At 59.3% G+C, this 22,989-nt stretch carries 21 protein-coding genes; 13 read left to right on the forward strand and 8 right to left on the reverse strand.

Translation table 11 applies throughout. From position 1 onward, the window contains the following. Nucleotides 1-45: 45 nt before the first annotated feature. Complete coding sequence (locus ACA055_RS00135) at nucleotides 46-996, forward strand: choline sulfate utilization transcriptional regulator (protein ID WP_497681819.1); 951 nt, start codon at nucleotides 46-48, stop codon at nucleotides 994-996. Between the two features lie 33 nt (nucleotides 997-1,029). Here the strand turns inward: ACA055_RS00135 and ACA055_RS00140 are convergent, their stop codons facing one another. Then, a complete protein-coding gene (locus ACA055_RS00140) occupies nucleotides 1,030-1,692 on the reverse strand; it encodes an NAD(P)-dependent oxidoreductase (protein WP_497681820.1) in 663 nt (220 codons plus the stop codon). Nucleotides 1,693-1,776: 84 nt separating this feature from the next. On the opposite strand from ACA055_RS00140, the gene ACA055_RS00145 reads away from it, so the two are divergent. Further along, nucleotides 1,777-2,103, forward strand: a complete 327-nt coding sequence (locus tag ACA055_RS00145) for a DOPA 4,5-dioxygenase family protein (RefSeq protein ID WP_497681821.1) — start codon at nucleotides 1,777-1,779, stop codon at nucleotides 2,101-2,103. Here ACA055_RS00145 and ACA055_RS00150 read toward each other — a convergent pair whose 3' ends face one another. Further along, the gene (locus ACA055_RS00150) at nucleotides 2,104-2,505 is read right to left on the reverse strand and encodes a GFA family protein (protein ID WP_497681822.1); all 402 of its coding nucleotides are present in this window, start codon (nucleotides 2,503-2,505) and stop codon (nucleotides 2,104-2,106) included. Between the two features lie 323 nt (nucleotides 2,506-2,828). Between ACA055_RS00150 and ACA055_RS00155 the strand changes: the two genes are divergently transcribed. The 9 genes from ACA055_RS00155 (at nucleotide 2,829) to ACA055_RS00195 (ending at nucleotide 13,152) form a co-directional block, all read left to right on the forward strand. Next, nucleotides 2,829-4,136, forward strand: a complete 1,308-nt coding sequence (locus ACA055_RS00155; protein ID WP_497681823.1) for a CitMHS family transporter — start codon at nucleotides 2,829-2,831, stop codon at nucleotides 4,134-4,136. Between the two features lie 85 nt (nucleotides 4,137-4,221). Continuing rightward, the gene (locus ACA055_RS00160) at nucleotides 4,222-4,989 is read left to right on the forward strand and encodes a TerC family protein (RefSeq protein ID WP_497681824.1); all 768 of its coding nucleotides are present in this window, start codon (nucleotides 4,222-4,224) and stop codon (nucleotides 4,987-4,989) included. Between the two features lie 211 nt (nucleotides 4,990-5,200). Continuing rightward, nucleotides 5,201-6,859: a Na/Pi cotransporter family protein gene (locus tag ACA055_RS00165; RefSeq protein ID WP_497681825.1), complete on the forward strand. Its 1,659-nt coding sequence runs from the start codon at nucleotides 5,201-5,203 to the stop codon at nucleotides 6,857-6,859. 193 nt (nucleotides 6,860-7,052) lie between these two features. Continuing rightward, nucleotides 7,053-8,441: a M16 family metallopeptidase gene (locus tag ACA055_RS00170; protein WP_497681826.1), complete on the forward strand. Its 1,389-nt coding sequence runs from the start codon at nucleotides 7,053-7,055 to the stop codon at nucleotides 8,439-8,441. A gap of 116 nt (nucleotides 8,442-8,557) precedes the next feature. Next, on the forward strand, nucleotides 8,558-9,586 hold the full coding sequence (locus ACA055_RS00175) for a DUF5924 family protein (RefSeq protein ID WP_497681827.1): 1,029 nt from the start codon (nucleotides 8,558-8,560) through the stop codon (nucleotides 9,584-9,586). Nucleotides 9,587-9,640: 54 nt separating this feature from the next. After that, nucleotides 9,641-10,789: an ABC transporter permease gene (locus ACA055_RS00180; protein ID WP_497681828.1), complete on the forward strand. Its 1,149-nt coding sequence runs from the start codon at nucleotides 9,641-9,643 to the stop codon at nucleotides 10,787-10,789. Then, the gene (locus tag ACA055_RS00185; protein ID WP_497681829.1) at nucleotides 10,786-11,589 is read left to right on the forward strand and encodes an ABC transporter ATP-binding protein; all 804 of its coding nucleotides are present in this window, start codon (nucleotides 10,786-10,788) and stop codon (nucleotides 11,587-11,589) included. The genes ACA055_RS00180 and ACA055_RS00185 overlap by 4 nt, the downstream gene beginning before the upstream one ends. A gap of 1 nt (nucleotide 11,590) precedes the next feature. Continuing rightward, nucleotides 11,591-12,529: an MlaD family protein gene (locus ACA055_RS00190; RefSeq protein ID WP_497681830.1), complete on the forward strand. Its 939-nt coding sequence runs from the start codon at nucleotides 11,591-11,593 to the stop codon at nucleotides 12,527-12,529. Continuing rightward, the gene (locus ACA055_RS00195; protein ID WP_497681831.1) at nucleotides 12,526-13,152 is read left to right on the forward strand and encodes an ABC-type transport auxiliary lipoprotein family protein; all 627 of its coding nucleotides are present in this window, start codon (nucleotides 12,526-12,528) and stop codon (nucleotides 13,150-13,152) included. Before ACA055_RS00190 ends, ACA055_RS00195 begins: the two co-directional genes overlap by 4 nt. A 118-nt stretch (nucleotides 13,153-13,270) precedes the next feature. Here the strand turns inward: ACA055_RS00195 and ACA055_RS00200 are convergent, their stop codons facing one another. The 5 genes from ACA055_RS00200 to ACA055_RS00220 all read right to left on the reverse strand — a co-directional run bounded on the left by ACA055_RS00200 (nucleotide 13,271) and on the right by ACA055_RS00220 (nucleotide 17,748). Continuing rightward, nucleotides 13,271-14,500: a nucleoside recognition domain-containing protein gene (locus ACA055_RS00200; protein WP_497681832.1), complete on the reverse strand. Its 1,230-nt coding sequence runs from the start codon at nucleotides 14,498-14,500 to the stop codon at nucleotides 13,271-13,273. 202 nt (nucleotides 14,501-14,702) lie between these two features. Next, entirely contained in the window at nucleotides 14,703-16,034 is a 1,332-nt protein-coding gene (gene gltP, locus ACA055_RS00205) for a glutamate/aspartate:proton symporter GltP (protein WP_497681833.1), read from the reverse strand. Between the two features lie 713 nt (nucleotides 16,035-16,747). Further along, nucleotides 16,748-17,212, reverse strand: coding sequence for an inhibitor of vertebrate lysozyme family protein (locus tag ACA055_RS00210; protein ID WP_497681834.1), 465 nt, complete (start codon nucleotides 17,210-17,212; stop codon nucleotides 16,748-16,750). Between the two features lie 2 nt (nucleotides 17,213-17,214). Continuing rightward, nucleotides 17,215-17,379: a DUF1328 domain-containing protein gene (locus tag ACA055_RS00215; protein WP_003177151.1), complete on the reverse strand. Its 165-nt coding sequence runs from the start codon at nucleotides 17,377-17,379 to the stop codon at nucleotides 17,215-17,217. Nucleotides 17,380-17,460: 81 nt separating this feature from the next. After that, a complete protein-coding gene (locus ACA055_RS00220) occupies nucleotides 17,461-17,748 on the reverse strand; it encodes a hypothetical protein (RefSeq protein WP_497681835.1) in 288 nt (95 codons plus the stop codon). 434 nt (nucleotides 17,749-18,182) lie between these two features. Here ACA055_RS00220 and algB point away from each other — a divergent pair, with 434 nt between their 5' ends. Then, the gene (gene algB / locus ACA055_RS00225; RefSeq protein WP_497681836.1) at nucleotides 18,183-19,529 is read left to right on the forward strand and encodes a sigma-54-dependent response regulator transcription factor AlgB; all 1,347 of its coding nucleotides are present in this window, start codon (nucleotides 18,183-18,185) and stop codon (nucleotides 19,527-19,529) included. A gap of 10 nt (nucleotides 19,530-19,539) precedes the next feature. Continuing rightward, nucleotides 19,540-21,330, forward strand: a complete 1,791-nt coding sequence (locus ACA055_RS00230; RefSeq protein ID WP_497681837.1) for a KinB sensor domain-containing domain — start codon at nucleotides 19,540-19,542, stop codon at nucleotides 21,328-21,330. A gap of 12 nt (nucleotides 21,331-21,342) precedes the next feature. Here the strand turns inward: ACA055_RS00230 and ACA055_RS00235 are convergent, their stop codons facing one another. Continuing rightward, nucleotides 21,343-22,953 carry an EAL domain-containing protein gene (locus ACA055_RS00235; protein WP_497684516.1) on the reverse strand — a complete coding sequence of 537 codons (1,611 nt, stop codon included), beginning with the start codon at nucleotides 22,951-22,953 and terminating at the stop codon, nucleotides 21,343-21,345. Nucleotides 22,954-22,989 lie beyond the last annotated feature (36 nt).

Raw genomic sequence — 22,989 nt, forward strand, 5'->3', positions numbered from 1 at the left:
TGTGGTAAAGCCCACGCCCGGCAATGACTAGGATAAGCACAGCTTATGTATGACGCCCTTGGTGATTTGTCTCTGGATTTGCTGCGCGCTTTCGAAGCGGCGGCTCGTCAACGCAGCTTCACTGCCGCGGCGGTGGAACTTGGCACCACGCAACCGGCCATCAGCCAGCAGATCAAACGGTTGGAGGAACAACTCGGCACACGGCTGTTCGACCGCATCTACCGCGGAATCGAACTGACCGAGGCCGGGACGATTCTTTTTGAGCAAGTTCAAGTTGGTTTGCAGAATATCGATGCAGGATTGAGCGCAATCAGCGCACAGCATCAACATGAAGTTTTGCAGGTCGCTACCGATTTTGCCTTCGCCGCGTATTGGTTGATGCCGCGGTTGCACCGCTTTCATGCGGCCAATCCTCAAGTGGATGTCAGCCTGGTCACCAGTGAACGTAGCCTCAACATGCTCCGCACCGATATCGATGTGGCGGTGTTGTTTGGCGATGGTCGATTCAAGCAGGGCGAAAGCCATTGGTTGTTCAGCGAAGAAGTGTTTCCAGTCTGCAGCCCGCTGCTATTGAAGGACCGTCCCCTGCCCTTGCCGGCCCAGTCATTGCTCGAATTTCCGCTGCTCCACCTGCGAGGCGAAAACAGCAGCAACTGGTTTGATTGGAGCGGCGTGTTTCGTGAGCTGGGGATTACTTCGGCGCCAGCGCCGGGGCAATTGCGCTTCGACAATTACACCTTGCTTATTCAAGCGGCGATTGGCGGCCAGGGCGTGGCGATAGGGTGGCGGCACCTTGTGGATAACTTGCTGGCGCAGGGTTTGTTGTGTCGACCCATTGCAGACACGGTGATTTCCAGACTGGGTTATTACGTGGTCCTGCCCCAGCGCAAACGGCGTGGGGTTTTGATTCAACAGTTTGTGGACTGGCTGATGGCCGAGCAGGCCAGCAGTGCGCAATCGCTCAATGGCCTGCCGCTGCCGTCTATCGCCGTGTGAAAGCGCAAAGATCGTACGAAGACAGCGACTTTTCTACTCTGAAGCGGCAATAAAACTCACATGCTCGCCAACATGCAGGTTCAGGTGCAGCTCATCGGCAATCCCTACCGCTACACGGTTCAACCGCTCCAGCGGTTCGGCCAGGCCTGGTTCGAGGCTGCTGCTGACCTGGCTGAAATGCTCGATCGTCAGCCCTGGCACTCCGCGCGGCGCATTCACCAGCGTCCAGTGCAAGTCGCTGCTTTGCAGGGCTTCACGGATTTCTTCGGCAGCATGGCGTTGCAGGTGATCCTCTATTTCAGGATCGTCCAGCAGTTCGAAATCGCCCACCAGAAACAGCCGTGCAATACCCGCAGCCTGTATCCCCTCAATCAATGCGTCCACGGCCAGAACTTGTTCGACCGGGCCGAGCAAAATGGTTTTTTCCACGTGTTCGCTGCTGAACGGCAGACCCGGTGCATCCAACAGACAGATAACCGCCGAACTGCCCGCCACGCTCTGCTTCACGCGTTCGGCATCGAACAAGTCGCCGGTCTTGGCTCGCAACCCCGGGCGCGGCGCGAGCGCCGTCAGGTCATCGAGTATCGCGATCACTTCATGTTGGCGCCGTAGCATTTCAGCCATCAGCGCACTGCCCAGGCTACTCATGGCACCATAAAGCACCACTTTCACCACAGGGGTTTCGGCATTTTTCATGGCTGAGCTCCGATCTTTCCTTCGTATATGGTGTGTGACCTGTAGGAAACGGTGAGGGTTCGACCAGGTTTTCGAGGGATTCAGATGCAACGGATCAAGGGCTACCACGCCCATGTCTATTTTAACGCCAGCACCATCGATCAGGCGCGGGCCTTGTGTGAGCAAGCGGCACAATTGTTTCCCCTGAAGATGGGCCGCGTTCATGAGCGCCCGGTTGGTCCGCACCCGGACTGGAGCTGTCAGTTGGCGTTCGAACCGCAATACATTGGCGACGTACTGCCGTGGCTGGCGCTGAACCGCCATGGGCTGGTGGTGTTTCTGCACCCGGACACGGGCGACGATCTGCTCGACCACACCGAGCATGCGATCTGGATGGGCGCGATCAGGCCGCTGGATCTGTCTATTTTTTGATCAGAGTGTTTCTTCGGGCTCGCCGGGCAAATGCTCGTCCAGATGCAGCCACGGCAGACGGCTGTCGGTCCAGATGTGTCGCTCGGCTGGAGCATGCTCGGGATGATCGAGGGTGGCGATGGTCACGTCGATGCTGTCTGGACTCAGATGCGTCGTCAGTGCTACCTGCGCCCCACAGTTCGAACAGAAATATCGCGCACAGGTTGCAGAAGAGTCGTACCGCGCCGGTGTGCCGGCCTGCCATTCAAACGATGAGGCGGGCACGGTGATCCAGGTGGTCACGATCCCGCCGCTGACCCGTCGACAAATCGAACAGTGGCAGTGGGCGATATCGTGCAGCAGCCCGCTGAATTGATAGCGCAGTTGCCCGCAGTGGCAACCGCCGGTGTGAAGCGGGTCCATACCATTTACCTCCTGATTCTGTATCAACCGACGCTAAACCCGTCCGACGACCGGTTGCGCATCCGGTCAATGCTTTCACTCGCGAAAGCTGGGTGAAAGCTTCCCCTATTAGGATCGCCCTCACTGCCGGCAACAGACCGGTTGGCCAACGCGAGTGTTCGATTGCTCGCACGGTCCATTTAACAACAACAATGGTGATCCTGATGTCCTCTGCTACTCGCCTCTTCGCTGTCACTCCGCCCCTACGTCTCGTGCTTCCCGTTCTGCGCTGACCCGACCGGTTCGCTCATTTCCCCTAGACGCGCTACGCCTGGAGTATTCCCATGCTGACTTTCCTTGGCTTCGCCATGGTCATCACGTTCATGTTCCTGATCATGACCAAGCGCCTGTCCGCGCTGATCGCTCTGATCGTCATCCCGATTGTGTTCGCCCTGTTCGGTGGTTTTGCGCCGAAGATCGGCCCGATGATGCTCGAAGGCATCACCAAGCTCGCGCCGACTGGCGTGATGCTCATGTTCGCGATTCTCTACTTTGCCCTGATGATCGACTCCGGCCTGTTCGACCCGGCCGTGCGCAAGATCCTCAAGCTGGTCAAGGGCGATCCGCTGAAAGTTTCGGTCGGCACCGCCGTACTGGCGCTCGTCGTTTCCCTCGATGGTGACGGCGCGACCACTTACATGATCTGCGTGGCCGCCATGCTGCCGCTCTACAGCCGCATCGGCATGAGCCCGCGAATCATGGCGGGCCTGATCATCCTCGCCGGTGGCATCATGAACATGACCCCATGGGGTGGCCCAACCGCGCGTGCGGCCAGTGCGCTGCATGTGGACCCGTCCGACATTTTTGTTCCGATGGTGCCCGCGATGTTGGCCGGTGTCGTAGCGATCCTGGCGATTGCCTACTTCTACGGTAAACGTGAACGTGCTCGTCTGGGCGAATTGCACCTGGTAGGCGATGAAGTCGACCACAGCGAAATCAGCGTTTCCCAATTTCCTGACGCCCGCCGTCCGAAGCTGATCTGGTTCAACGGCGCCCTCACCCTGGTGTTGATGTGCACCCTGATCGCCGGGCTGTTGCCGCTGCCGGTGCTGTTCATGGTGGCGTTCAGTATCGCGATGATCGTCAACTACCCGTGCCTGCAACAGCAGAAGGATCGCATCGCGGCCCACTCCGGTAGCGTGCTGGCAGTGGTCGGACTGATCTTTGCCGCGGGTATTTTCACCGGTATTCTGTCGGGCACCGGCATGGTCGACGCGATGTCGAAAAGCCTGCTGGCGGTGATCCCTGATTTCCTCGGCCCGTACCTGGCGGTGATCACGGCGCTGGTGAGCATGCCGTTCACCTTCTTCATGTCGAACGACGCATTTTATTACGGCGTGTTACCGGTACTTGCCGAAGCCGCCAGTCATTACGGTATAACCGCCGTTGAAATGGCACGTGCCTCGATCGTCGGTCAGCCCGTCCACTTGCTGAGCCCGCTGGTACCATCGACGTACTTGTTGGTGGCCCTGGCCGGTATCGAGTTCGGTGATCATCAGCGTTTCACCCTGAAGTGGGCAGTATTGGTTTGCCTGTGCATACTGGTCGCCGCATTGCTGATGGGGATTTTTCCGCTGTTCAGCACTCTATAAGCCCAAGACTCACCATGACGGGTCCAGGCTTTGCTGTTTGAAGCCTGGACCCTTCGTGGTTTAACACATCCTCAAAGGAATACACATGGAATGGCTGACCAACCCTGAAATCTGGGTTGCCTTCTTAACCCTGACCGCCCTGGAAATCGTCCTGGGTATCGATAACATCATCATGATCTCGATCCTGGTCAGCCGCATGCCCAAGCACATGCAGCAGCGCACCCGGATTTTCGGCCTGGCCCTGGCCATGGTCACGCGGATTCTGTTGTTGCTGTCGATCACCTGGGTCATGCGCCTCACCGCCGACCTGTTCGAAATGTTCGGCCAGGGCATTTCCGGACGTGACCTGATCCTGTTCTTCGGTGGTCTGTTCCTGCTGTGGAAGAGCTCCCAAGAGATGTACCACGCACTGGAAGGCGAAGACGAAACCGGCGACGAACCTTCGGGCAAGGGCGGCAACTTCCTCTACACCATCATCCAGATCGCGATCATCGACATCGTGTTCTCGCTGGACTCCGTGATCACCGCAGTGGGCATGGTTTCCCACGTGCCGGTCATGGTTGCAGCGATCATCGTTGCGGTGCTGGTGATGATGGTCGCCTCGCGCACCATCAGCGAGTTCATCGACAAGCACCCTTCGCTGAAGATGCTGGCGCTGTCGTTCTTGCTGCTGGTCGGTACCGTGCTGATTGCCGAATCTCTCGACGTGCACTTGCCGAAAGGCTACGTCTACTTCGCCATGGCGTTCTCGCTGGCGGTGGAAACGGTCAACATCAAGCTGCGCACAGCGATGATGAGAAAGAAGAAGCAGCAGGATCCAGTGAAACTGCGCAAGGACGTTCCGGGTCAATAACCCGAACACCGCGCAATGACAAAGGGGCCTTCGGGCCCCTTTGTCACATCTGCATCAAACTGTTTTTATGACAGTTTTGTTTCAATCACTTCTTTAGCTATGCGATGCTGGCGCGCAGACCGTTAGCCAACTACAGCTTAAGTACACAACGTAGAAAGTCGCGGCACCGTCAATTTGCTCCTTTGGGGCGCTACCACCACAGGGGGCCAGTATGCTCACCCTGCTCAATTTGTTATCGGCCGTGGCCTTGTTGATCTGGGGCACGCACATCGTCCGAACCGGCATCCTGCGGGTTTACGGCTCCAACTTGCGCCACTTGATTGGCCAGAACATGTCCAGGCGATGGTTGGCGTTCATCTCGGGGATCATGGTGACGGCCATGGTCCAGAGCAGCAACGCTACCGCCATGCTCGTCACTTCCTTTGTCGGTCAGGGCCTGATGGCACTGACCCCGGCCCTGGCGACGATGCTCGGGGCCGACGTCGGTACGGCGCTGATGGCGCGGGTGCTGACCTTCGACCTGTCGTGGCTGTCGCCGCTGCTGATCTTTCTCGGGGTGATTTTCTTTCTGTCCCGCAAGCAGACCCGACTGGGGCAGATGGGCCGCGTCAGTATCGGCCTGGGGCTGATCATCCTGGCGCTGCAATTGATCGTCGAGGCTGCCGCGCCGATCACCCAGGCCCAAGGGGTGAAGGTGATCTTCGCCTCACTGACCGGCGACATCCTGCTCGACGCCCTGGTCGGCGCGCTGTTCGCCATGATTTCCTATTCCAGCCTGGCCGCCGTCCTGTTGACCGCGACCCTGGCCGGTGCGGGTGTGATCAGCCTGCCCGTGGCCATCGGCTTGGTGATTGGTGCCAACATCGGCAGCGGCGTCCTCGCCTTCCTCAGCACCAGCATGCAGAACGCCGCTGGCCGCCAGGTGGCGTTGGGCAGCCTGCTGTACAAGCTGATCGGCCTGCTGCTGATCATTCCGGTGCTTGACCCGCTGGTGCACTGGATCGACAGCCTCGACTTCAGTCCTCAGGAAATGGTCATCGGCTTTCACCTGCTCTACAACACTGCGCGCTGCCTGATCCTGCTGCCCAGTGTCGGGCCGATGGCGAAGCTCTGTGCGTGGTTGTTGCCGGAGCGCCCGGAAATCAACGGCACCGCCAAACCCCGGCATCTCGACCTAACGGCGTTGGTCACGCCCAGCTTGGCGCTGGCCAATGCCGCTCGGGAAACCCTGCGCATCGGCGACCTGATCGACAACATGCTCGAAGCCATGCTCGACGTGTTGCACGGCAAGCAAACCGCCGTGACCCAGGAAATGCGACGCCTGACCGATGATGTGGAATCGCTCTACAACGCGATCAAGCTCTACCTGGCGCAAATGCCCCGGGAGGATCTCAGCGAGCAGGACAGCCGGCGCTGGGCGGAAATCATCGAGCTGGCGATCAACCTCAAACTTGCCAGTGACCTGATCGAACGCATGCTGCGCAAGGTTCAGCAGCAGAAAACCTCACAGCGCCGGTCCTTTTCCGAAGTCGGCCTGGAAGAGTTGGCGGGACTGCACAGCCAGCTGATTTCCAACCTGCGCCTGGGGTTGTCGGTGTTCCTCAGCGCCGATCCGGAAAGCGCCCGCCAGTTGGTGCGTGAGAAACGTCGCTTTCGCGCACAGGAACGCCGCCTGGCCCATGCTCATGTCAGCCGATTGCAACGTAAGATCGTGCAGAGTATCGAGACCAGTTCATTGCACCTGGAGCTGATCGCCGACATGAAGCGCTTGAATTCGCTGTTCTGCAGCAGCGCCTATGTGGTTCTGGAAACGGCTGACACCGGAGCACTGGTGGTCGACGATTTGGCTGACATCACGCATTCGCCTTGAACGTTCTGGCAGTGTGGTCAGTCAGTACTACTGATTCAGCTTGATGGCCATTCGCGAGCAAGCCCGCTCCCACAGGTGATTTGAGTCGGACACCGTTTCCGATTACACCGAAGACTTCTGTGGGAACGGGCTTGCTCGCGAAGACGGCCTGACTGACGAAACGGATCTCCAATCAGCCGTATGGAAACTTGATATGCGTTGTCTGTTGTTCGCCTGTCTGTTACTCGGTTCACTCCCTTCGTTTGCCCTGGACCGCTTCCAGGTTGAGGGCTATACGCTGCGCAACGGCCTGCAATTGCTGCTCAAGCCCGGCACCGAGCGTGGGCATGTGGCGATTCGGCTGGTGGTGGGCGTCGGCATTGATGATTTCAAATGCGCCGAAAAGGAACTGCCGCACCTGCTCGAACACTTGCTGTTCAGTGGCATCGACGCGACCGGTGAAGGGGGGTTGGAAGAGCGCATGCAGGCGCTCGGTGGCGAGTGGAACGCCTACACCAGCAACGCCGACACGACATTCGTCATCGAAGCTCCGGCAAAAAACCAGCGCAAGGTGCTCGACCTGCTGCTGGCACTCCTGACCCAGACCCGAATCGACGAAGACGCCATCAACGCCGCCAAACAGGTGGTCGAGCGCGAAGACGGCGGTCATTACACGCACCTGCAACGCTGGCTGGATCGCCAGGATGTGGGCCACTCGGCCAGCAACCAACTGGCGGTGGAGCTGGGCCTCAAATGTCCCGAGCGTGCCGAAGTCGATCACCTGACCCGCGAACAACTGGAGGGCACGCGTAAAGCCTGGTACGCGCCCAACAACATGACCCTGATTGTGGTCGGCGAACTCGACCGTCTGCTGCCGGCCTATCTGGAACGGTCCTATGGCGCACTTGAAGCGGTCGACCCCACCGATCACCCGCCCTTGCCGGAAATCCAGACCAGTGCTGTCCATGAACGCACCCTCAGGCGCGGTCTGGTGGGCGGTGGTGCCAAATTGCACTGGCTGGTGCCGGAGCCGGTACAAGAAGATCAGCACGACCAAACTTTCGACTTGCTCAAGGATTATCTGGACTGGGCGCTCTATCGCCAATTGCGCCTGGCCCATGGTTTGTCCTACGGCCCCTCGGCCGAGCGCGAGGTGTTTGGCGGGGTGGGCTTCATGAGCCTGAACGCGGACCTGGACCGCGATGACGTGCCCGAGGCCGAACAGGTGCTGGATGAGTTGAAGGCCGGGTTGCTCAAGGACGGCCTCAATGCCGACACCTTCAACCGCCTCAAACAGGCCGCTATCGCCCGCCAGGCATGGGCCGTGCAAGGCAACAGCGCGCTGGCCGACTACTACTGGAGCGCCCTGGGTGACTACGAGGACGGTCGTTTCGCCAACCCGACAAAGGAACTGCAAAGGGTGACGCTGAAGGAAGCGAACAAGGCGATGCGTGAGTTGCTGCTGCAACCGGGCTATCTGCGGATCGAGAAGCCGTTGATGAGCTATGACCAATTGATGTGGTGGGGTGCCGGCGTGCTGGGGCTCATTGTGTTGATGCTGGTGGGTTGGCGCTTGCGCCGAAGGGCAGCGCAAACCGTGTAGCAGCAGGCTGCGCAAGCGGCTACACGGGTTTGTGATCGGACCGCAGCCTCTCGCCACGCCGACCCCCGGCGGTTACCCTGTCGAGGATATTTCCCACGACTATTGCGAACCGCCGAATGCCTACTCTGACCCTGTACTTCCAGCGCATCCTGGAATTGATGAAGCGTTATCCAGGCGTCATTGCGCTCGGTGGTTTCATTTCGGGGGTCGGCAGCTTCATGCTGGTGGATCGTCAGCAAGGCCTGGCGACGTGGATCACCATCATCATGCTGATCAGCTGGATCTGGCTAATGCTGGAAAACAGCCTTACCAAACTGTTCGCCAGGATCTTCAAGCGCGAAATACCCAAGCCATTGCTGCGTTACGCAACGCAGATGATCCACCAGGAAAGCCTGTTTTTTGTCCTGCCGTTCTTTTTCATCACCACCACCTGGAACAGCGGGCAGTTGTTCTTTACCGGACTGCTGTGCATCGCCGCATTGATTTCCATCATCGACCCCCTTTACTACAAATGGCTGGCGCCTCGACGGTGGGCGTTCCTGGCGCTGCACACGCTAACGTTGTTCGCGGCACTGCTGACCGCCCTGCCCGTCATCCTGCACCTGACCACGTCCCAGAGTTTCAAACTCGCCTTGGGCACCGCAGTCGTGCTGTCTTTCCCGAGCCTGGCGTCGATTTTCCCGATCCGCACCGTGCGCAACGCGTTGGCGATCATGAGTATCACCGTGGGCATCGGCGGCGTGGGTTGGGTGCTGCGTTCGTGGGTGCCGCCGGCAACGTTGTGGATGACCGATGTGGCCATCAGTACCCAAATGCAGGACCGCACCCCCGGCGCCAGCCTTGATGAAGTCAGCGCCGAGCAGATTCGCGGCGGCGGACTGTACGCCTACACCGCAATCAATGCCCCGCGCGGTCTGGATGAGCGGATCTATCACGTGTGGCAGTTCAACGGCAAAGAGGTGGATCGCATCCCGCTGGATATCCACGGCGGACGCAAGGAAGGCTACCGCGCCTGGACCCACAAACAGAACTTCCCCGGCAACCCCGCAGGCAAATGGCAGGTTCGGGTGCTGACCGAAGATGGCCAACTGATCGGGGTGCTGCGTTTCGAGATCACGGACAGCACACCGATCAAAGAAAAGTAATGCGGATCGTGCTATTACGTACAGCTGCCTAACAGTCGAACAAGCATGGAGCTTATGACCAGCAGCACAATGGCCGGCAGTGCCCAACTGGACACCTCTCACTCCCCGGCTCAGCTGCGGGTTACGGGTGACTGGACGCTTGCCCATTACGCCGATCTCAAGCGCCTGAGCGAAAAGCTTCAGGGCCAGTACGACGACACGACCCACATCGATCTCAATGGCCTCGGCACGCTCGACACCGCAGGTGCGTCGTTGCTGGTGGAGCTGCTGGGTTCCGAGCGTCTGGGCAAGTCCGCCGAACATCCCGATTGCACCCTCTCCTCCGCTGACCGCGCCTTGTTACAGACTGTCTATTGCTCGCTCACCGATTTCTGCGTGCCGATCAAGGAACCGGAAATCAGCGTCGGCATTCAATTGCTGACGCGCATTGGCCGCGCGGTCGACACGGTCTGGCAAGACACCCTGCAACTGCTGGGTTTTGTCGGCCTGATCCTGGAAACCATCGCCCGCGGGCTGTTCCGTCCCAAGCGCTGGCGCCTCACGCCGATGGTGGCGCACATCGAACAGACCGGCCTCGACGCCGCGCCCATCGTTGCCCTGTTGACCTTTCTGGTGGGGGCCGTGGTGGCCTTCCTCGGGGCTACGGTGCTGGCGAGTTTCGGCGCGAGTATTTTCACCGTGGACCTGGTGGCGTTCTCCTTCCTGCGGGAATTCGGCGTGTTGCTGACCGCTATCCTGATGGCCGGGCGCACGGCCAGTGCGTTCACCGCGCAAATCGGCTCGATGAAGGCCAACGAAGAAATCGACGCGATCCGCACGTTAGGCCTCGACCCGATGGAGCTGCTGGTGGTGCCGCGCGTCCTGGCGCTGCTGGTCGCGTTGCCGATGCTGACCTTCCTGGCGATGCTCTCGGGGATCATCGGTGGCGGCGTGGTGTGCGCCGTATCGCTGGACATCTCGCCGGCGATGTTCCTGTCGCTGCTGCAATCGGACATCGGCGTTCAACACTTTCTGGTGGGGATCGTCAAAGCGCCGATCTTCGCGTTCCTGATCGCCGCGATCGGCTGCCTTGAAGGTTTCAAGGTCAGCGGCAGCGCCGAGTCTGTCGGTGCTCACACCACGTCGAGCGTGGTCCAGTCGATTTTTGTGGTGATCGTGCTCGACGCCGTGGCCGCACTGTTTTTCATGGAGATGGGCTGGTGAGTCGTGTACCCCGAGCGCCCACCGAGGCGGTGATCGAAGTCCGTGGGCTGTGCAACCGCTTTGGCCGCCAGAGCGTGCATGAAAATCTCGACCTGGATTTGTACAAGGGCGAAATCCTCGCCGTAGTCGGTGGCTCCGGTAGCGGCAAATCGGTGCTGCTGCGCAGCATTGTCGGCTTGCGCCAGCCTAGCGAAGGCGTGGTGAAAGTCTTTGGCAAGAACTTGCCGACACTGTCCGAGCATGAACGCTCGATGGTTGAACGGCGCTTCGGCGTGCTGTTCCAGAAAGGCGCCCTGTTCTCTTCGCTGACCGTGACGGAGAACGTCGCCCTGCCCCTGATCGAGCACGCCGGTTTGAGCCGCAACGATGCCGAGCACCTGGCGGCGGTGAAGCTAGCGTTGGCCGGGTTGCCGCTGTCGGCGGCGGACAAGTACCCCGCTTCGCTGTCCGGCGGCATGATCAAGCGCGCGGCGCTGGCTCGCGCACTGGCGCTGGACCCGGACATCCTGTTTCTCGACGAACCCACTGCCGGCCTCGATCCGATTGGCGCCGCTGCGTTCGATCAATTGATCCTGACCCTGCGCGACGCCCTCGGCCTGAGCGTTTTCCTGGTGACCCACGACCTCGACACGCTCTACACCATCACTGATCGGGTGGCGGTGCTGGCGCAGAAGAAAGTGCTGGTGGCGGACGCCATCGACAAGGTGTCTGAAACCGACGACCCGTGGATTCACGAATACTTCCATGGCCCTCGCGGCCGCGCGGCGCTGACGGCCGCTCAACAGCTCAACGAGGTCTGACATGGAAACCCGAGCCCATCACGTATTGATCGGCCTGTTCACCGTAATTGTGGTGGCAGGCGCCCTGCTCTTCTGCCTGTGGCTGGCCAAGTCCAGCGTCGACACCGAGTTCAAGGACTACGAAATCGTCTTCAACGAGGCGGTCAGTGGCCTGTCCAAGGGCAGCGCCGTGCAGTACAGCGGGATCAAGGTCGGCGACGTGGTGGCCCTGCGTCTGGACCCGAAAGACCCGCGCCGGGTACTGGCGCGGATTCGCCTGGGCGGCGATACACCGATCAAGGAAGACACCCGGGCCATATTGGCGCTGACCGGGATCACCGGCACCTCGATCATCCAGCTCAGCGGCGGCACTCCGCAGAGTCCCAAGCTCAAGGGCAAGGACGGCAATCTGCCGGTGATCGTGGCATCGCCCTCGCCCATCGCCCGCCTGCTGAACGACAGTGGCGACCTGATAGCTGGGGTAAACATGCTGATGCATAACGCCAACCAGATGTTTTCCTCGCAGAACGTCGAACGCATCAGCAAGACCCTTGAGCATCTGGAGCAAACCACCGGCACCATCGCCGATCAACGTGGCGACATCCGTCAGGCCATGCAGCAACTGGCGTCGGTCGGCAAGCAGGCCAGCGCCATGCTGGAGCAGACGTCGGCACTGATGCGCAACGCCAACGGTTTGCTCAACGATCAGGGCAAGCAGATGTTCGGCAGTGCCGAGCAGGCGATGAAGTCGCTGGAACAAAGCAGCGCGACCATCAACACCCTGCTCACCACCAATCAGGACTCCCTGAACAGCGGCATGCAGGGGCTCAATGGCCTGGCGCCGGCGGTGCGTGAATTGCGCGAAACCCTGACATCGCTGCGGGCTATCTCCCAGCGCCTGGAAGCCAACCCCAGTGGTTACTTGCTGGGCAATGACAAGAACAAGGAATTCACGCCATGAAACTGAGCCACATCGCCCTTTTCGTCAGTTTTGTGTCGCTCAGTGCCTGCTCGATCCTACCCAAGTCCGAGCCGTCCGATGTCTATCGATTGCCTTCGGCGCAAAGCAGTGCGTCGGCCAGTCAGGGCACGCCGCAGCGATGGTCGTTGCGTCTGACCAAGCCTCAGGCCAGCGAAGCGTTGAACAGTGCGCAAATCGCCGTGATTCCTCAGGGTGACCTGATCAGCAGCTACAAAGCCTCGCGCTGGAGTGATCCGGCACCGGTGCTGCTGCGCAATCGTCTGCTCGATGGTTTCCAGCATGACGGTCGGGTGACGTTGCTGAGCACCGATGACAGCAATTTCCAGGCGGATCTGGAGCTGGGTGGGAATCTCCAGGCGTTCCAAACCGAATACCAAGGCACGAATGCGAGCGTGGTCGTGCGTCTGGATGCATTGCTGGTGCGCGGGTATGACCAGCGAATCCTCGCCAGTCGTCGCTTTGAAGTGCGCCAGCCGCTCAATGATCTGAAGGTGCCGGGCGTGGTCGCCGGGTTCGGCCAGGCGAGTGATCAGTTAACGGCGCAGTTGGTGGGTTGGGCAGTTGAGCAGGGTCAGAAATTCGCGCCGCCCGTGAGGCCTTGAGGCCAACGCAGCCCTAATGTGGGAGCGGGCTTGCTCGCGAAAGCGGTGTGTCAGTCGACATCAATGCTAACTGATACGCCGCTTTCGCGAGCAAGCCCGCTCCCACAGGGTTACTCGATCAGCCGAAGAACCAGTAGCAAACAAAGATCGCGCCCAATACCCCGGCCAATTCTGCCAGCAACGCACATCCCACCGCATGCCGCGCGCGCTGGATGCCCACCGCGCCGAAATACACCGCCAACACATAGAACGTCGTTTCAGTACTGCCCTGAATGGTTGCCGCCACCAGCGCCGGGAAGCTGTCCACCCCGGAGGTCTGCATGGTTTCGATCAGCATCGCCCGGGCGGCGCTACCGGAGAACGGTTTGACCATCGCCGTCGGCAACGCATCGACGAAGCGCGTGTCCCAACCGGCCCACTCCACCAGATGGCGAATCCCGTCCAGACCAAAGTCCAGGGCCCCGGACGCCCGCAGCACACCGACTGCACAGAGCATCGCCACCAGATACGGCAGCAGGTTCTTGGCCACGTCGAAGCCTTCTTTGGCGCCTTCGATGAACGCCTCGTACACCTTCACTTTGCGCAGCGCGCCGATCACCAGGAACAGCATGATCAACCCGAACAGCGTCAGGTTGCCGAGGATCGAGGACAGGCCGGCCAGAGCGGTCGCCGAGAGCGTTGCCAGCAACGCCATGAAGCCACCCAGCAACAGGGCGCCAGGAATCATGTACGCGAGCACCACCGGGTCCCACAGACGCAGACGTTGCATCACCGCCACTGACAACAGACCGACCAGGGTCGAGCAACTGGTGGCCAGCAGGATCGGCAGGAACACCAGCGTCGGATCGGGCGCGCCTTGCTGGGCGCGGTACATGAAGATCGTCACCGGCAGCAGTGTCAGGGAGGAGGCGTTAAGCACCAGGAACAGGATCTGCGCGTTGCTGGCGATGGTGTCGCTGGGGTTCAGCTCTTGCAGCGCCTTCATGGCTTTGAGGCCGATCGGCGTGGCGGCGTTGTCCAGGCCAAGGCCATTGGCGGCGAAGTTGAGCGTGATCAGCCCGATAGCCGGGTGACCCGCCGGGACTCCCGGCATCAGACGTAGAAACAACGGCCCCAGCGCCTTGGCCAGCCACTCCACGATGCCGGCCTTCTCGGCGATCCGCAGAAAACCCAGCCAGAGAGTGAGGGTGCCGAACAGCAGGACCATGACCTCGACGGACAACTTGGCCATGGCGAAAATGCTTTCCACCATCGCCGCGAAGATCCCGGCGTTACCGCCGATCAGCCACTGCGCCAGCGCCGAGATGGCTGCCACGATGAAGAAGCTTAGCCACAGGCCATTTAGCATCAGTCAAATCCCCCAAAGAATGCGGCGAATGATAGCGGGGTCGCCAGAAACGACAAACCCCGGATTTCTCCAGGGTTTGTTTGTACTGCTTGCTCATGCTTTTTGTGGGAGCGGGCTTGCTCGCGAAAGCGGTGTGTCAGTCAACTGAGATGTTGAATGTACCGCCTCCTTCGCGAGCAAGCCCGCTCCCTCAAGAGTTGCATCAACTAAGGGTAGTTTCACCAACCGGCAGTTTTTCCTTGCTGCGCCAGTGCGGCAGGGAGTTCCAGTAGCGTTGGCCCTTGGCGTCGTCGTACATGCCTTCCCAGCGTGAGATAACCAGCACGGCGAGGGCATTACCGATCACGTTCAGCGCGGTACGGGCCATGTCCATGATGCGGTCGACACCGGCGATGAATGCCAGGCCTTCCAGCGGAATACCCACGCTGCCCAAGGTGGCCAGCAGCACCACGAAGGAAACGCCCGGTACACCGGCGATGCCTTTGGAGGTGACCATCAGGGTCAGTACCAGCAGCAACTGCTGGCTGATGGACAGGTCAATGCCGTACAGCTGGGCAATGAAAATCGCCGCGATGCTTTGATACAGGGTCGAACCGTCGAGGTTGAACGAGTAACCGGTCGGCACCACGAAGCTGCAGATAGCTTTCGGCGCGCCGTAGGCTTCCATTTTTTCGATGACGCGTGGCAGCACGGTTTCGGAACTGGCGGTGGAGTAGGCCAGCACCAGCTCATCCTTGAAGATGCGCATCAGCTTGATCACCGAGAAGCCGAACAGGCGAGCGATCAGGCCCAGCACCACGAAGGCGAAGAAGGCGATGGCTACGTAAACCAGGATCACCAGTTTGGCCAGCGGCAGCAGCGAAGCGAAGCCGAAGTTGGCCACGGTGACTGCGATCAGTGCGAAAACGCCGATTGGGGCGTAGTTCATGATCATGTGAGTGACCTTGAACATGCTTTCCGAGACGCCCTGGAACATTTTTACCAGCGGGTCGCGCAAATCGGGTTTCAGGCTCGACAGACCGAGGCCGAACAACACCGAGAAGAAGATGATCGGCAGCATCTCGCCACGGGCGACAGCCGCGAAGATGTTCGACGGGATCAGGTTGAGGATGGTTTCGATGAACGCATGTTCATGCTGAACCTCGGCGGCAGTCGCCTGGTACTTGGAAATGTCCACCGTACCCAGCGTGCTCATGTCGATGCCGGCGCCCGGGTGGAACAGATTGGCCAGCACCAGACCGACCACGATAGCGATCGTAGTGACGATCTCGAAGTAGATGATGGTCTTCAAACCGATGCTGCCGAGCTTCTTCGCATCACCGACACCGGCGATGCCGACGATCAACGAGGAGATCACGATCGGGATCACAATCATCTTGATCAGACGGATAAAGATATCGCCTGCTGGTTGCAGGACGTTACTGATCCACCAGGCTTTTTCGGCACTGAAATGGTTGAGCAGCGCACCGATTGCAATCCCCAATACCAGACCGATGAGGATCTGCCAGGCGAGGCTAAGCTTTGCCTTCTTCATATCTTTACCCTTACTTGCGTTTGACTCAGGCCGATGCAAGAACTGGAACGCTCGTGGCGAAAAAGTCGTATGCATCTGCCCCCGTATAAGGTGCCCCGAAGCGCGTATTTACGGCTCTCTGGCAGGCGAAAAAAGGCGCAACTATTCCGATGCAAGGAGGCGACGTCTAATGCCGTAAACGCCTACCCTATGCCGAATCGGCATGAGCTTTTTTAAGTGAAACTCACGTCCCAACCGGTTCGAATACGACATTTCGGCAGGCATAAGTGCCGCGAACCGGCCATCACAGAGCAGATTGAAGGATTTTTGATCAGTCGGAAGAGGGGGGTTTTTCAGCAAAATCCCACAACGCGCGGAGAAAATGCGCTGCAAAAAAAGGCTGATTTTTCTCGATGTACGGTTGCATGCGAGAGGCCAGGAAAAGTATTTCCTAAGCAAATCAATGCAGATCTGAAATCAGAGAAGCGAACCGAGTGGTTCGCTCTATTTCAACGCGTTGTGCGTAAAAGCTCTTCGCAAGTCCGTCGAGCCCTGATTGGCCGGCGAACTTGCGTCGCAGCTTGCCTGACCCGGCCCTTGCGCAGGCACCCCATGTGCCCGTAGGTCACTCCGCCCCTGAAACAGGCAGAACGTCCCGACCCCTTGGCCATGCGTCTACCTTCCTCGGGTAGCGCATCGGAAAGAAGCGCTGTGGCTTCTCTCTTGTTTCGAACTCAGTACCAGTTTGGATCTTTCTTCAATTGTTCCATCAACAGGTCCTGCATGCCTTGGTCCGGCTTGCCAAGGAAGCGGTAGTCGGCATGTCGCGTGGGCGACTTGTCGGCCGGCAGTCCCGCAGGCACTTCGACCAGCATGGCGTAGGCATCCTTCTTGTCGAAGCTGAACGCTACGACCAGGCGTTTGTTCAGGCACGTTTGCTGTGTTTCGCACAGTGGCCCGACCAGATACTTGTCGCCATCCTCTTCGACACCATTCATTTGCTCGGCGTCGCCGGACAGGTTCATCACCCATTCCGGCAGGCGTTCTTCCTTCTCCACCACGCCTTGCCAGGTTTCACGATACTGCGGGTCTGCATTCAACAACTCATTGACCCGCGCCTGGCCATCATTGGCCGCCATTGTCATGGCACTGCCGCCCAGAAGCAGGGCGGCTGCCAGTGTCTTTACCAAAACGTTCATGTTCAGCCTCGACCGCGACGGCCAAAGAAGAACGAAGCAATGAACATCACCAGGAACACGACAAAGAGAATCTTGGCGATACCCGTGGCGGTGCCCGCGATACCACCGAAGCCCAGAACTGCAGCGATGATGGCAATGATCAAGAATGTGATTGCCCAGCTCAACATGGTGATTCTCCTTACGCTTCTATTTAGAGGTAATGCTTGTGGTGCTTATCCCGGCGCAACGAGCGCGCCAAGTTTGTGTGCTTAGAACACCCAGCGTTCCTGACGGAGCATCTCATCCACAGGCTGGGCCTGGTCGACGTCCATCATTCGCATCGGGGCGAGGTCAGCCTGGTTGCTGCTGACGGCGCTGAAGTGGGTTTGGGTCGCCTGTTGAATCGACACGAGCGGCGCCTCTGGCTGCTGACTCTGTTCCCAACGAACGAACTGCTGCCCTGCGATCAAGGTGATCAACAGCGCCAGAACGGCAAACAGGCCTTGCTGAATATGCAATGGCGAGATGCGGAATTGGGCGGCACGTTGGCGATTCATCCTGTAGCTCCTCCCACACGGGGGTGATCTGGTTGAGGGCCGTTCATCAATGCCCTTCTTAGCCAGACTATTGCAGCGCGCATGCCAGTTTTTTAAATGAAAAAATATCAATTAAATCAGTGTGTTATGAACTAATGAGATATCGAGTCGGACGCATCCTGCACGATGGCCCTTTTGAAGTCGTGCGTAATGCACGATAGATTTGTAGGAACTTTCAATATTTTTGAATTGAGAGAAGGGCGTGGATGTCACAAAGGGACGTCGGTAATCGCCTGTGAACCGGTTATCCGATAAAAAAACAACAAAATCAGGCGATTAGCCGTAGGGTAAGGAGACAGCTACCCTGCTGTGGCTGGAATCGACCAGAATCAACCATGCAACTTGCCCGATTTTTCCGGGACTAACCAAGATCAGTCATAAAGGAGCGTAGGAAAATGGAATCAGCCACTGAGCATCAAGGCCGCATTCTGCTGGTGGATGATGAGTCCGCCATCCTGCGTACCTTCCGCTACTGCCTCGAAGATGAAGGCTATAGCGTCGCCACCGCCAACAGCGCCGCGCAGGCCGATGCCTTGCTGCAACGCCAGGTATTTGACCTGTGTTTCCTCGATCTGCGTCTGGGGGAGGACAACGGCCTCGATGTGCTGGCGCAAATGCGCATTCAGGCACCTTGGATGCGGGTGGTGATCGTCACCGCTCACTCGGCCGTTGATACCGCGGTGGATGCGATTCAAGCCGGTGCCGCCGACTACCTGGTCAAGCCTTGCAGCCCCGATCAATTGCGCCTCGCCACCGCCAAGCAACTGGAAGTGCGGCAATTGTCGGCACGCCTGGAAGCGTTGGAAGGTGAAGTGCGCAAACCCAAGGATGGCCTGGACTCACACAGCCCGGCCATGAAGGTGGTGCTCGAAACCGCCCGCCAGGTCGCCAGCACCGACGCCAACATTTTGATTCTCGGTGAATCCGGCACCGGTAAGGGCGAACTGTCCCAGGCCATTCACGGCTGGAGCAAACGCGCGAAAAAATCCTGCGTGACCATCAACTGCCCGTCGTTGACCGCCGAACTCATGGAAAGCGAGCTTTTCGGCCATAGCCGCGGCGCGTTCACCGGCGCCAGTGAAAGCACCTTGGGGCGTGTGAATCAAGCGGACGGCGGAACGCTGTTTCTCGACGAGATCGGCGATTTTCCACTGACGTTGCAACCAAAGTTGCTGCGTTTCATCCAGGACAAGGAATACGAACGTGTGGGCGATCCGGTAACACGGCGTGCCGATGTGCGAATCCTCGCTGCCACCAACCTGAACCTTGAGGACATGGTGCGCGACGGTCGTTTCCGTGAAGACTTGCTCTATCGCCTGAACGTCATCACGTTGCACCTGCCACCGTTGCGCGAACGCCGGGAAGACATTCTGACCCTGGCTGATCGCTTCCTGGCTCGCTTCGTCAAAGAATATGCGCGCCCAGCCCGGGGGTTCAGCGATGAGGCCCGCGAAGCGCTACTGGGTTACCGATGGCCGGGGAACATTCGTGAGCTGCGCAACGTGGTGGAGCGGGCGAGCATTATTTGTCCACAGGAACGGGTTGAGATCAGCCATCTCGGCATGGCCGAGACGCCGGTCAACAACACGCCGCGCATCGGCGCTGCGTTGAGTCTGGATGAGTTGGAAAAAGCCCACATCGGTGCGGTCCTCGCGACTGCAGACACACTGGACCAGGCCGCCAAGACCCTGGGCATCGACGCCTCGACGTTGTACCGCAAACGCAAGCAGTACAACCTGTGAGCCGTATCCGATGAAACTGGCGATGAAGTTGCGCACGCGGCTGTTCCTGAGTATTTCCGCATTGATCACCGTGGCGCTGCTCGGGCTTCTGCTCGGGCTGGTTAGCGTGATGCAAATGGCAAGTTCCCAGGAATCACTGGTTCGCAACAACTTCGTCAGCCTGGACCTGGGGCTGAAATTACGTCAGACCCTGGGTGATCAGTTGATGATCATGCTCAGTGATCATCCGGATCTCGCAGCGTTCGAAGCCTCGAAACAGCAATACTTTGGGCTGCTCGAGGAAGGCATCGTCCATGAGCGTTCCGGTGAGGACGTTCGGAGCGGCTTTAACCAAGCCAAAGCTGACTACCTGATTTTCCTCGACGCTTTCGACCGGTCACGTGACGCAAGGCCAATATTGCGAGGCAACGAAGAGCTCACGAACAAATTCAACGCGTTGCGCACCGGTTTGATCTCCGTACAAAAGTTGGCGCTGGATAACATCAATTCGACCGAACGGCAGTCTCGGGAACGCGCGTTGTTGATTGCTGGCCTACTCGGGTTGGTCGGGCTGGCAGTGCTGATCATTGGTTTCGTGACCGCCCACGCTATTGCCCGGCGTTTCGGGGCGCCTATCGAGGCCTTGGCCCAGGCGGCGGACAATATCGGTAAGGGCAATTTCGAAGTGACCCTGCCGATTTCCTCGGCGGTGGAAATGAACCTCCTGACCAAGCGTTTCGGGATCATGGCCGAGGCCCTGCGGCAGCATCAGGCCACCAATATCGACGAACTACTCGCCGGTCAACAGCGTTTGCAGGCCGTACTCGACAGCATCGACGACGGCTTACTGATGATCGATCGTCAAGGCCATCTCGAACACCTCAACCCGGTGGCGCAGCGACAGTTGGGTTGGGACACCGACCGTCTAGGTCAAGGGCTGGGCACGGCGCTCGAACGCCCCGAACTGGATGAACAGCTGCAACTGGTGCTGCGTGGCGGCACCTTGGAGCGGGCGCCGGAGGATCTGAGCGTCGAGGTCGATGGCGAGTCGCGGTTGCTGACTTACAGCCTGACGCCGGTCAGCCACACCCAGGGTCACATTCTCGGCGCTGTGATGGTGCTGCATGACGTCACCGAACAGCGCGCATTCGAGCGGGTGCGCAGCGAATTCGTGTTGCGCGCGTCCCATGAGTTGCGAACACCGGTCACCGGAATGCACATGGCGTTCGGCCTTTTCCGCGAACGCGCTCATTTTGCCGCGGACTCGCGGGAAGCCGATCTGCTGGATACCGTGAACGAAGAGATGCAACGCTTGATGCAGTTGATCAACGACCTGCTGAACTTCTCCCGCTATCAGAACGGATTGCAGAAACTCACGCTGGCACCGTGCTCCATCGAGGAGTTGCTGGAGCAGGCCAGGGTACGGTTTGCCGGGCAGGCAGAGGAGAAGGGCATCGACCTGCTGGTGGAAGTGCAGGGGCCGTTGCCATGGCTGCACGCCGATCAACCACAACTCGACCGAGTGCTTGATAACCTGATCGACAATGCGTTGCGCCATACCGCTTCCGACGGGCACATACGCTTGCAGGCTCGTCGCCACGGAGAGCGGGTGATTATCAGTGTCGAGGACAATGGCGAAGGCATTGCTTACGGCCAGCAGGGGCGGATCTTCGAGCCCTTTGTCCAGGTCGGTCGCAAGAAGGGCGGTGCCGGGCTCGGGCTCGCCCTGTGCAAGGAAATCGTACAGTTGCACGGCGGCCGGATGGGCGTCTATTCGCGGCCGGGGCAGGGTACTCAGTTTTATATGGCGTTATCGGTTTAAGCCGTCGCGGCGTCAGGCTTCGTCATCCAGGCGCCGGGCAGACCTTCGGCGGCCGCGGGTAATCAATTCGATAAACTGCACCGCGCTCAAGGCATGGGCGAATAACCAGCCCTGACCGAACTTCACACCTTCGCTGCTCAGAAACGTCGCTTGGGCTTCATGTTCGATGCCTTCGGCAATCACCTTGAGTTCCAGGGCCTGGGCCATGCGAATGATGTGGGGGGCCACGCCGCTGCTGGCGGCGTCATGGCCCAGAGCGTCGATAAAGGCCTTGTCGATTTTCAGGCAATCCACCGGCAGGGTCTGCAGGTAGGCGAGGCTGCAATAGCCGGTGCCAAAGTCATCGATCAACACTTGATGCCCGACATCCCGCAAGGCTTGCAGGTTTTCCCGGGCGACCACGACATCGATCAGCCCTCGTTCGGTGACCTCAAACGCAATTTGCTTCGCCGCAACCCGGTGCAGGGTCAGCAGGCGCGCCATCACCTGGCCGATACGCGGCACCATGACGTCGCAGGCTGCCAGGTTGACCGAGATATACAGCTGTGGATTCGCTCGCAGCAGTTGACCGAGCTGCTCGAGCAAGCGCTGTAGTACAAAGTCGGTCATCTGGCGGATCTGCCCGGTGTTCTCTGCCATGGGAATAAACAGGTCGGGACTGGTCAGCGTGCCGTCCGGTCTGCGCCAGCGCAGCAACGCTTCGGCGCCCACACAGTTGCGGCTGTCGAGGTCGAAGATCGGTTGATACAACACCTGCAACTCGCCTCGTCGGATGGCGCCATTGAGTTCGGCGTCCAGCGACTGCCGCTGGCGCGCCAGCAGGAACACCAGAAAACCCACGCACACACCCAGCGCCAGGCTGGCCGGAAGTAGCCACCACCACACCGCAGGGACGTGCATCCCGGTCCGTGGGGAGATGAGCACTAATTGGTAGGCGGGATTGTTGGTCGGCATGCGGTAAATCAAGCGGGTCTGGGTGACTTGCAGCGCATCAAGGCTTTTCGGCGGCCACGCCTCCGTGGGTGGCCAGAGCTGCTCGGCACCCAGTACGGGTATCGCCCGTGCACCGCGATCGACTACTACCAGCACGCTGCTGCCGGGAGACAAGTCGACCATGTCGGTCAGATGCCCACGAGACGTCGCGACGCGAAAATTGCCGCGCCCGAGCATCAACGCGGCACGATTCTCGTCAGGTTCGGTGGTGGTGTTCAGCCAGTAGCTGTAGGTGGGGCCCTTGATGTCTGGCGGTCGTATCAGCGACAGCTCCTGGCGAGGGCGATTGGAACAGACCCGCAAGGCGTCCATATAAGCCGCTTCATACACGAAGCGGTAATTGAAACCGACTTGCTGCAACGTCGCGATCATTTCATCATCGCAGCCCCGTAGCGGCTGAGCTTCCAAGTCGTCGAGACTCTCGCGCAGCTGTCCGAACAGTTGCTCCAGACGGGCAAGGAAGCGTTCGCCCTGGGCGTTCATTTCCCGGCTTTCGTTCTGTTCGACCTGATTCATGGCCACGAACAGACTGCCGGCCAACAAGAGTGTTGTGCTCAAGGCAGCAGCCAGCGTCGCCAAAAACCAAGGGCGATAGAACCAGCTACGAAATGTCTCTCGAGCAACAGTCATCATGGAATATCCGAAGAATTACCAATGAGTTATAGC

It is taken from the genome of Pseudomonas sp. LBUM1657 (assembly GCF_059716075.1).

Excerpts from the sequence above, each read along its gene's own strand:
- ACA055_RS00135 (WP_497681819.1), top strand. The coding sequence starts at position 46 with ATGTATGACGCCCTTGGTGATTTGTCTCTGGATTTGCTGCGCGCTTTC.
- ACA055_RS00140 (WP_497681820.1), bottom strand. The coding sequence starts at position 1,692 with ATGAAAAATGCCGAAACCCCTGTGGTGAAAGTGGTGCTTTATGGTGCC.
- ACA055_RS00145 (WP_497681821.1), top strand. The coding sequence starts at position 1,777 with ATGCAACGGATCAAGGGCTACCACGCCCATGTCTATTTTAACGCCAGC.
- ACA055_RS00150 (WP_497681822.1), bottom strand. The coding sequence starts at position 2,505 with ATGGACCCGCTTCACACCGGCGGTTGCCACTGCGGGCAACTGCGCTAT.
- ACA055_RS00155 (WP_497681823.1), top strand. The coding sequence starts at position 2,829 with ATGCTGACTTTCCTTGGCTTCGCCATGGTCATCACGTTCATGTTCCTG.
- ACA055_RS00160 (WP_497681824.1), top strand. The coding sequence starts at position 4,222 with ATGGAATGGCTGACCAACCCTGAAATCTGGGTTGCCTTCTTAACCCTG.
- ACA055_RS00165 (WP_497681825.1), top strand. The coding sequence starts at position 5,201 with ATGCTCACCCTGCTCAATTTGTTATCGGCCGTGGCCTTGTTGATCTGG.
- ACA055_RS00170 (WP_497681826.1), top strand. The coding sequence starts at position 7,053 with ATGCGTTGTCTGTTGTTCGCCTGTCTGTTACTCGGTTCACTCCCTTCG.
- ACA055_RS00175 (WP_497681827.1), top strand. The coding sequence starts at position 8,558 with ATGCCTACTCTGACCCTGTACTTCCAGCGCATCCTGGAATTGATGAAG.
- ACA055_RS00180 (WP_497681828.1), top strand. The coding sequence starts at position 9,641 with ATGACCAGCAGCACAATGGCCGGCAGTGCCCAACTGGACACCTCTCAC.
- ACA055_RS00190 (WP_497681830.1), top strand. The coding sequence starts at position 11,591 with ATGGAAACCCGAGCCCATCACGTATTGATCGGCCTGTTCACCGTAATT.
- ACA055_RS00195 (WP_497681831.1), top strand. The coding sequence starts at position 12,526 with ATGAAACTGAGCCACATCGCCCTTTTCGTCAGTTTTGTGTCGCTCAGT.
- ACA055_RS00200 (WP_497681832.1), bottom strand. The coding sequence starts at position 14,500 with ATGCTAAATGGCCTGTGGCTAAGCTTCTTCATCGTGGCAGCCATCTCG.
- gltP (WP_497681833.1), bottom strand. The coding sequence starts at position 16,034 with ATGAAGAAGGCAAAGCTTAGCCTCGCCTGGCAGATCCTCATCGGTCTG.
- ACA055_RS00210 (WP_497681834.1), bottom strand. The coding sequence starts at position 17,212 with ATGAACGTTTTGGTAAAGACACTGGCAGCCGCCCTGCTTCTGGGCGGC.
- ACA055_RS00215 (WP_003177151.1), bottom strand. The coding sequence starts at position 17,379 with ATGTTGAGCTGGGCAATCACATTCTTGATCATTGCCATCATCGCTGCA.
- ACA055_RS00220 (WP_497681835.1), bottom strand. The coding sequence starts at position 17,748 with ATGAATCGCCAACGTGCCGCCCAATTCCGCATCTCGCCATTGCATATT.
- algB (WP_497681836.1), top strand. The coding sequence starts at position 18,183 with ATGGAATCAGCCACTGAGCATCAAGGCCGCATTCTGCTGGTGGATGAT.
- ACA055_RS00230 (WP_497681837.1), top strand. The coding sequence starts at position 19,540 with ATGAAACTGGCGATGAAGTTGCGCACGCGGCTGTTCCTGAGTATTTCC.
- ACA055_RS00235 (WP_497684516.1), bottom strand. The coding sequence starts at position 22,953 with ATGACTGTTGCTCGAGAGACATTTCGTAGCTGGTTCTATCGCCCTTGG.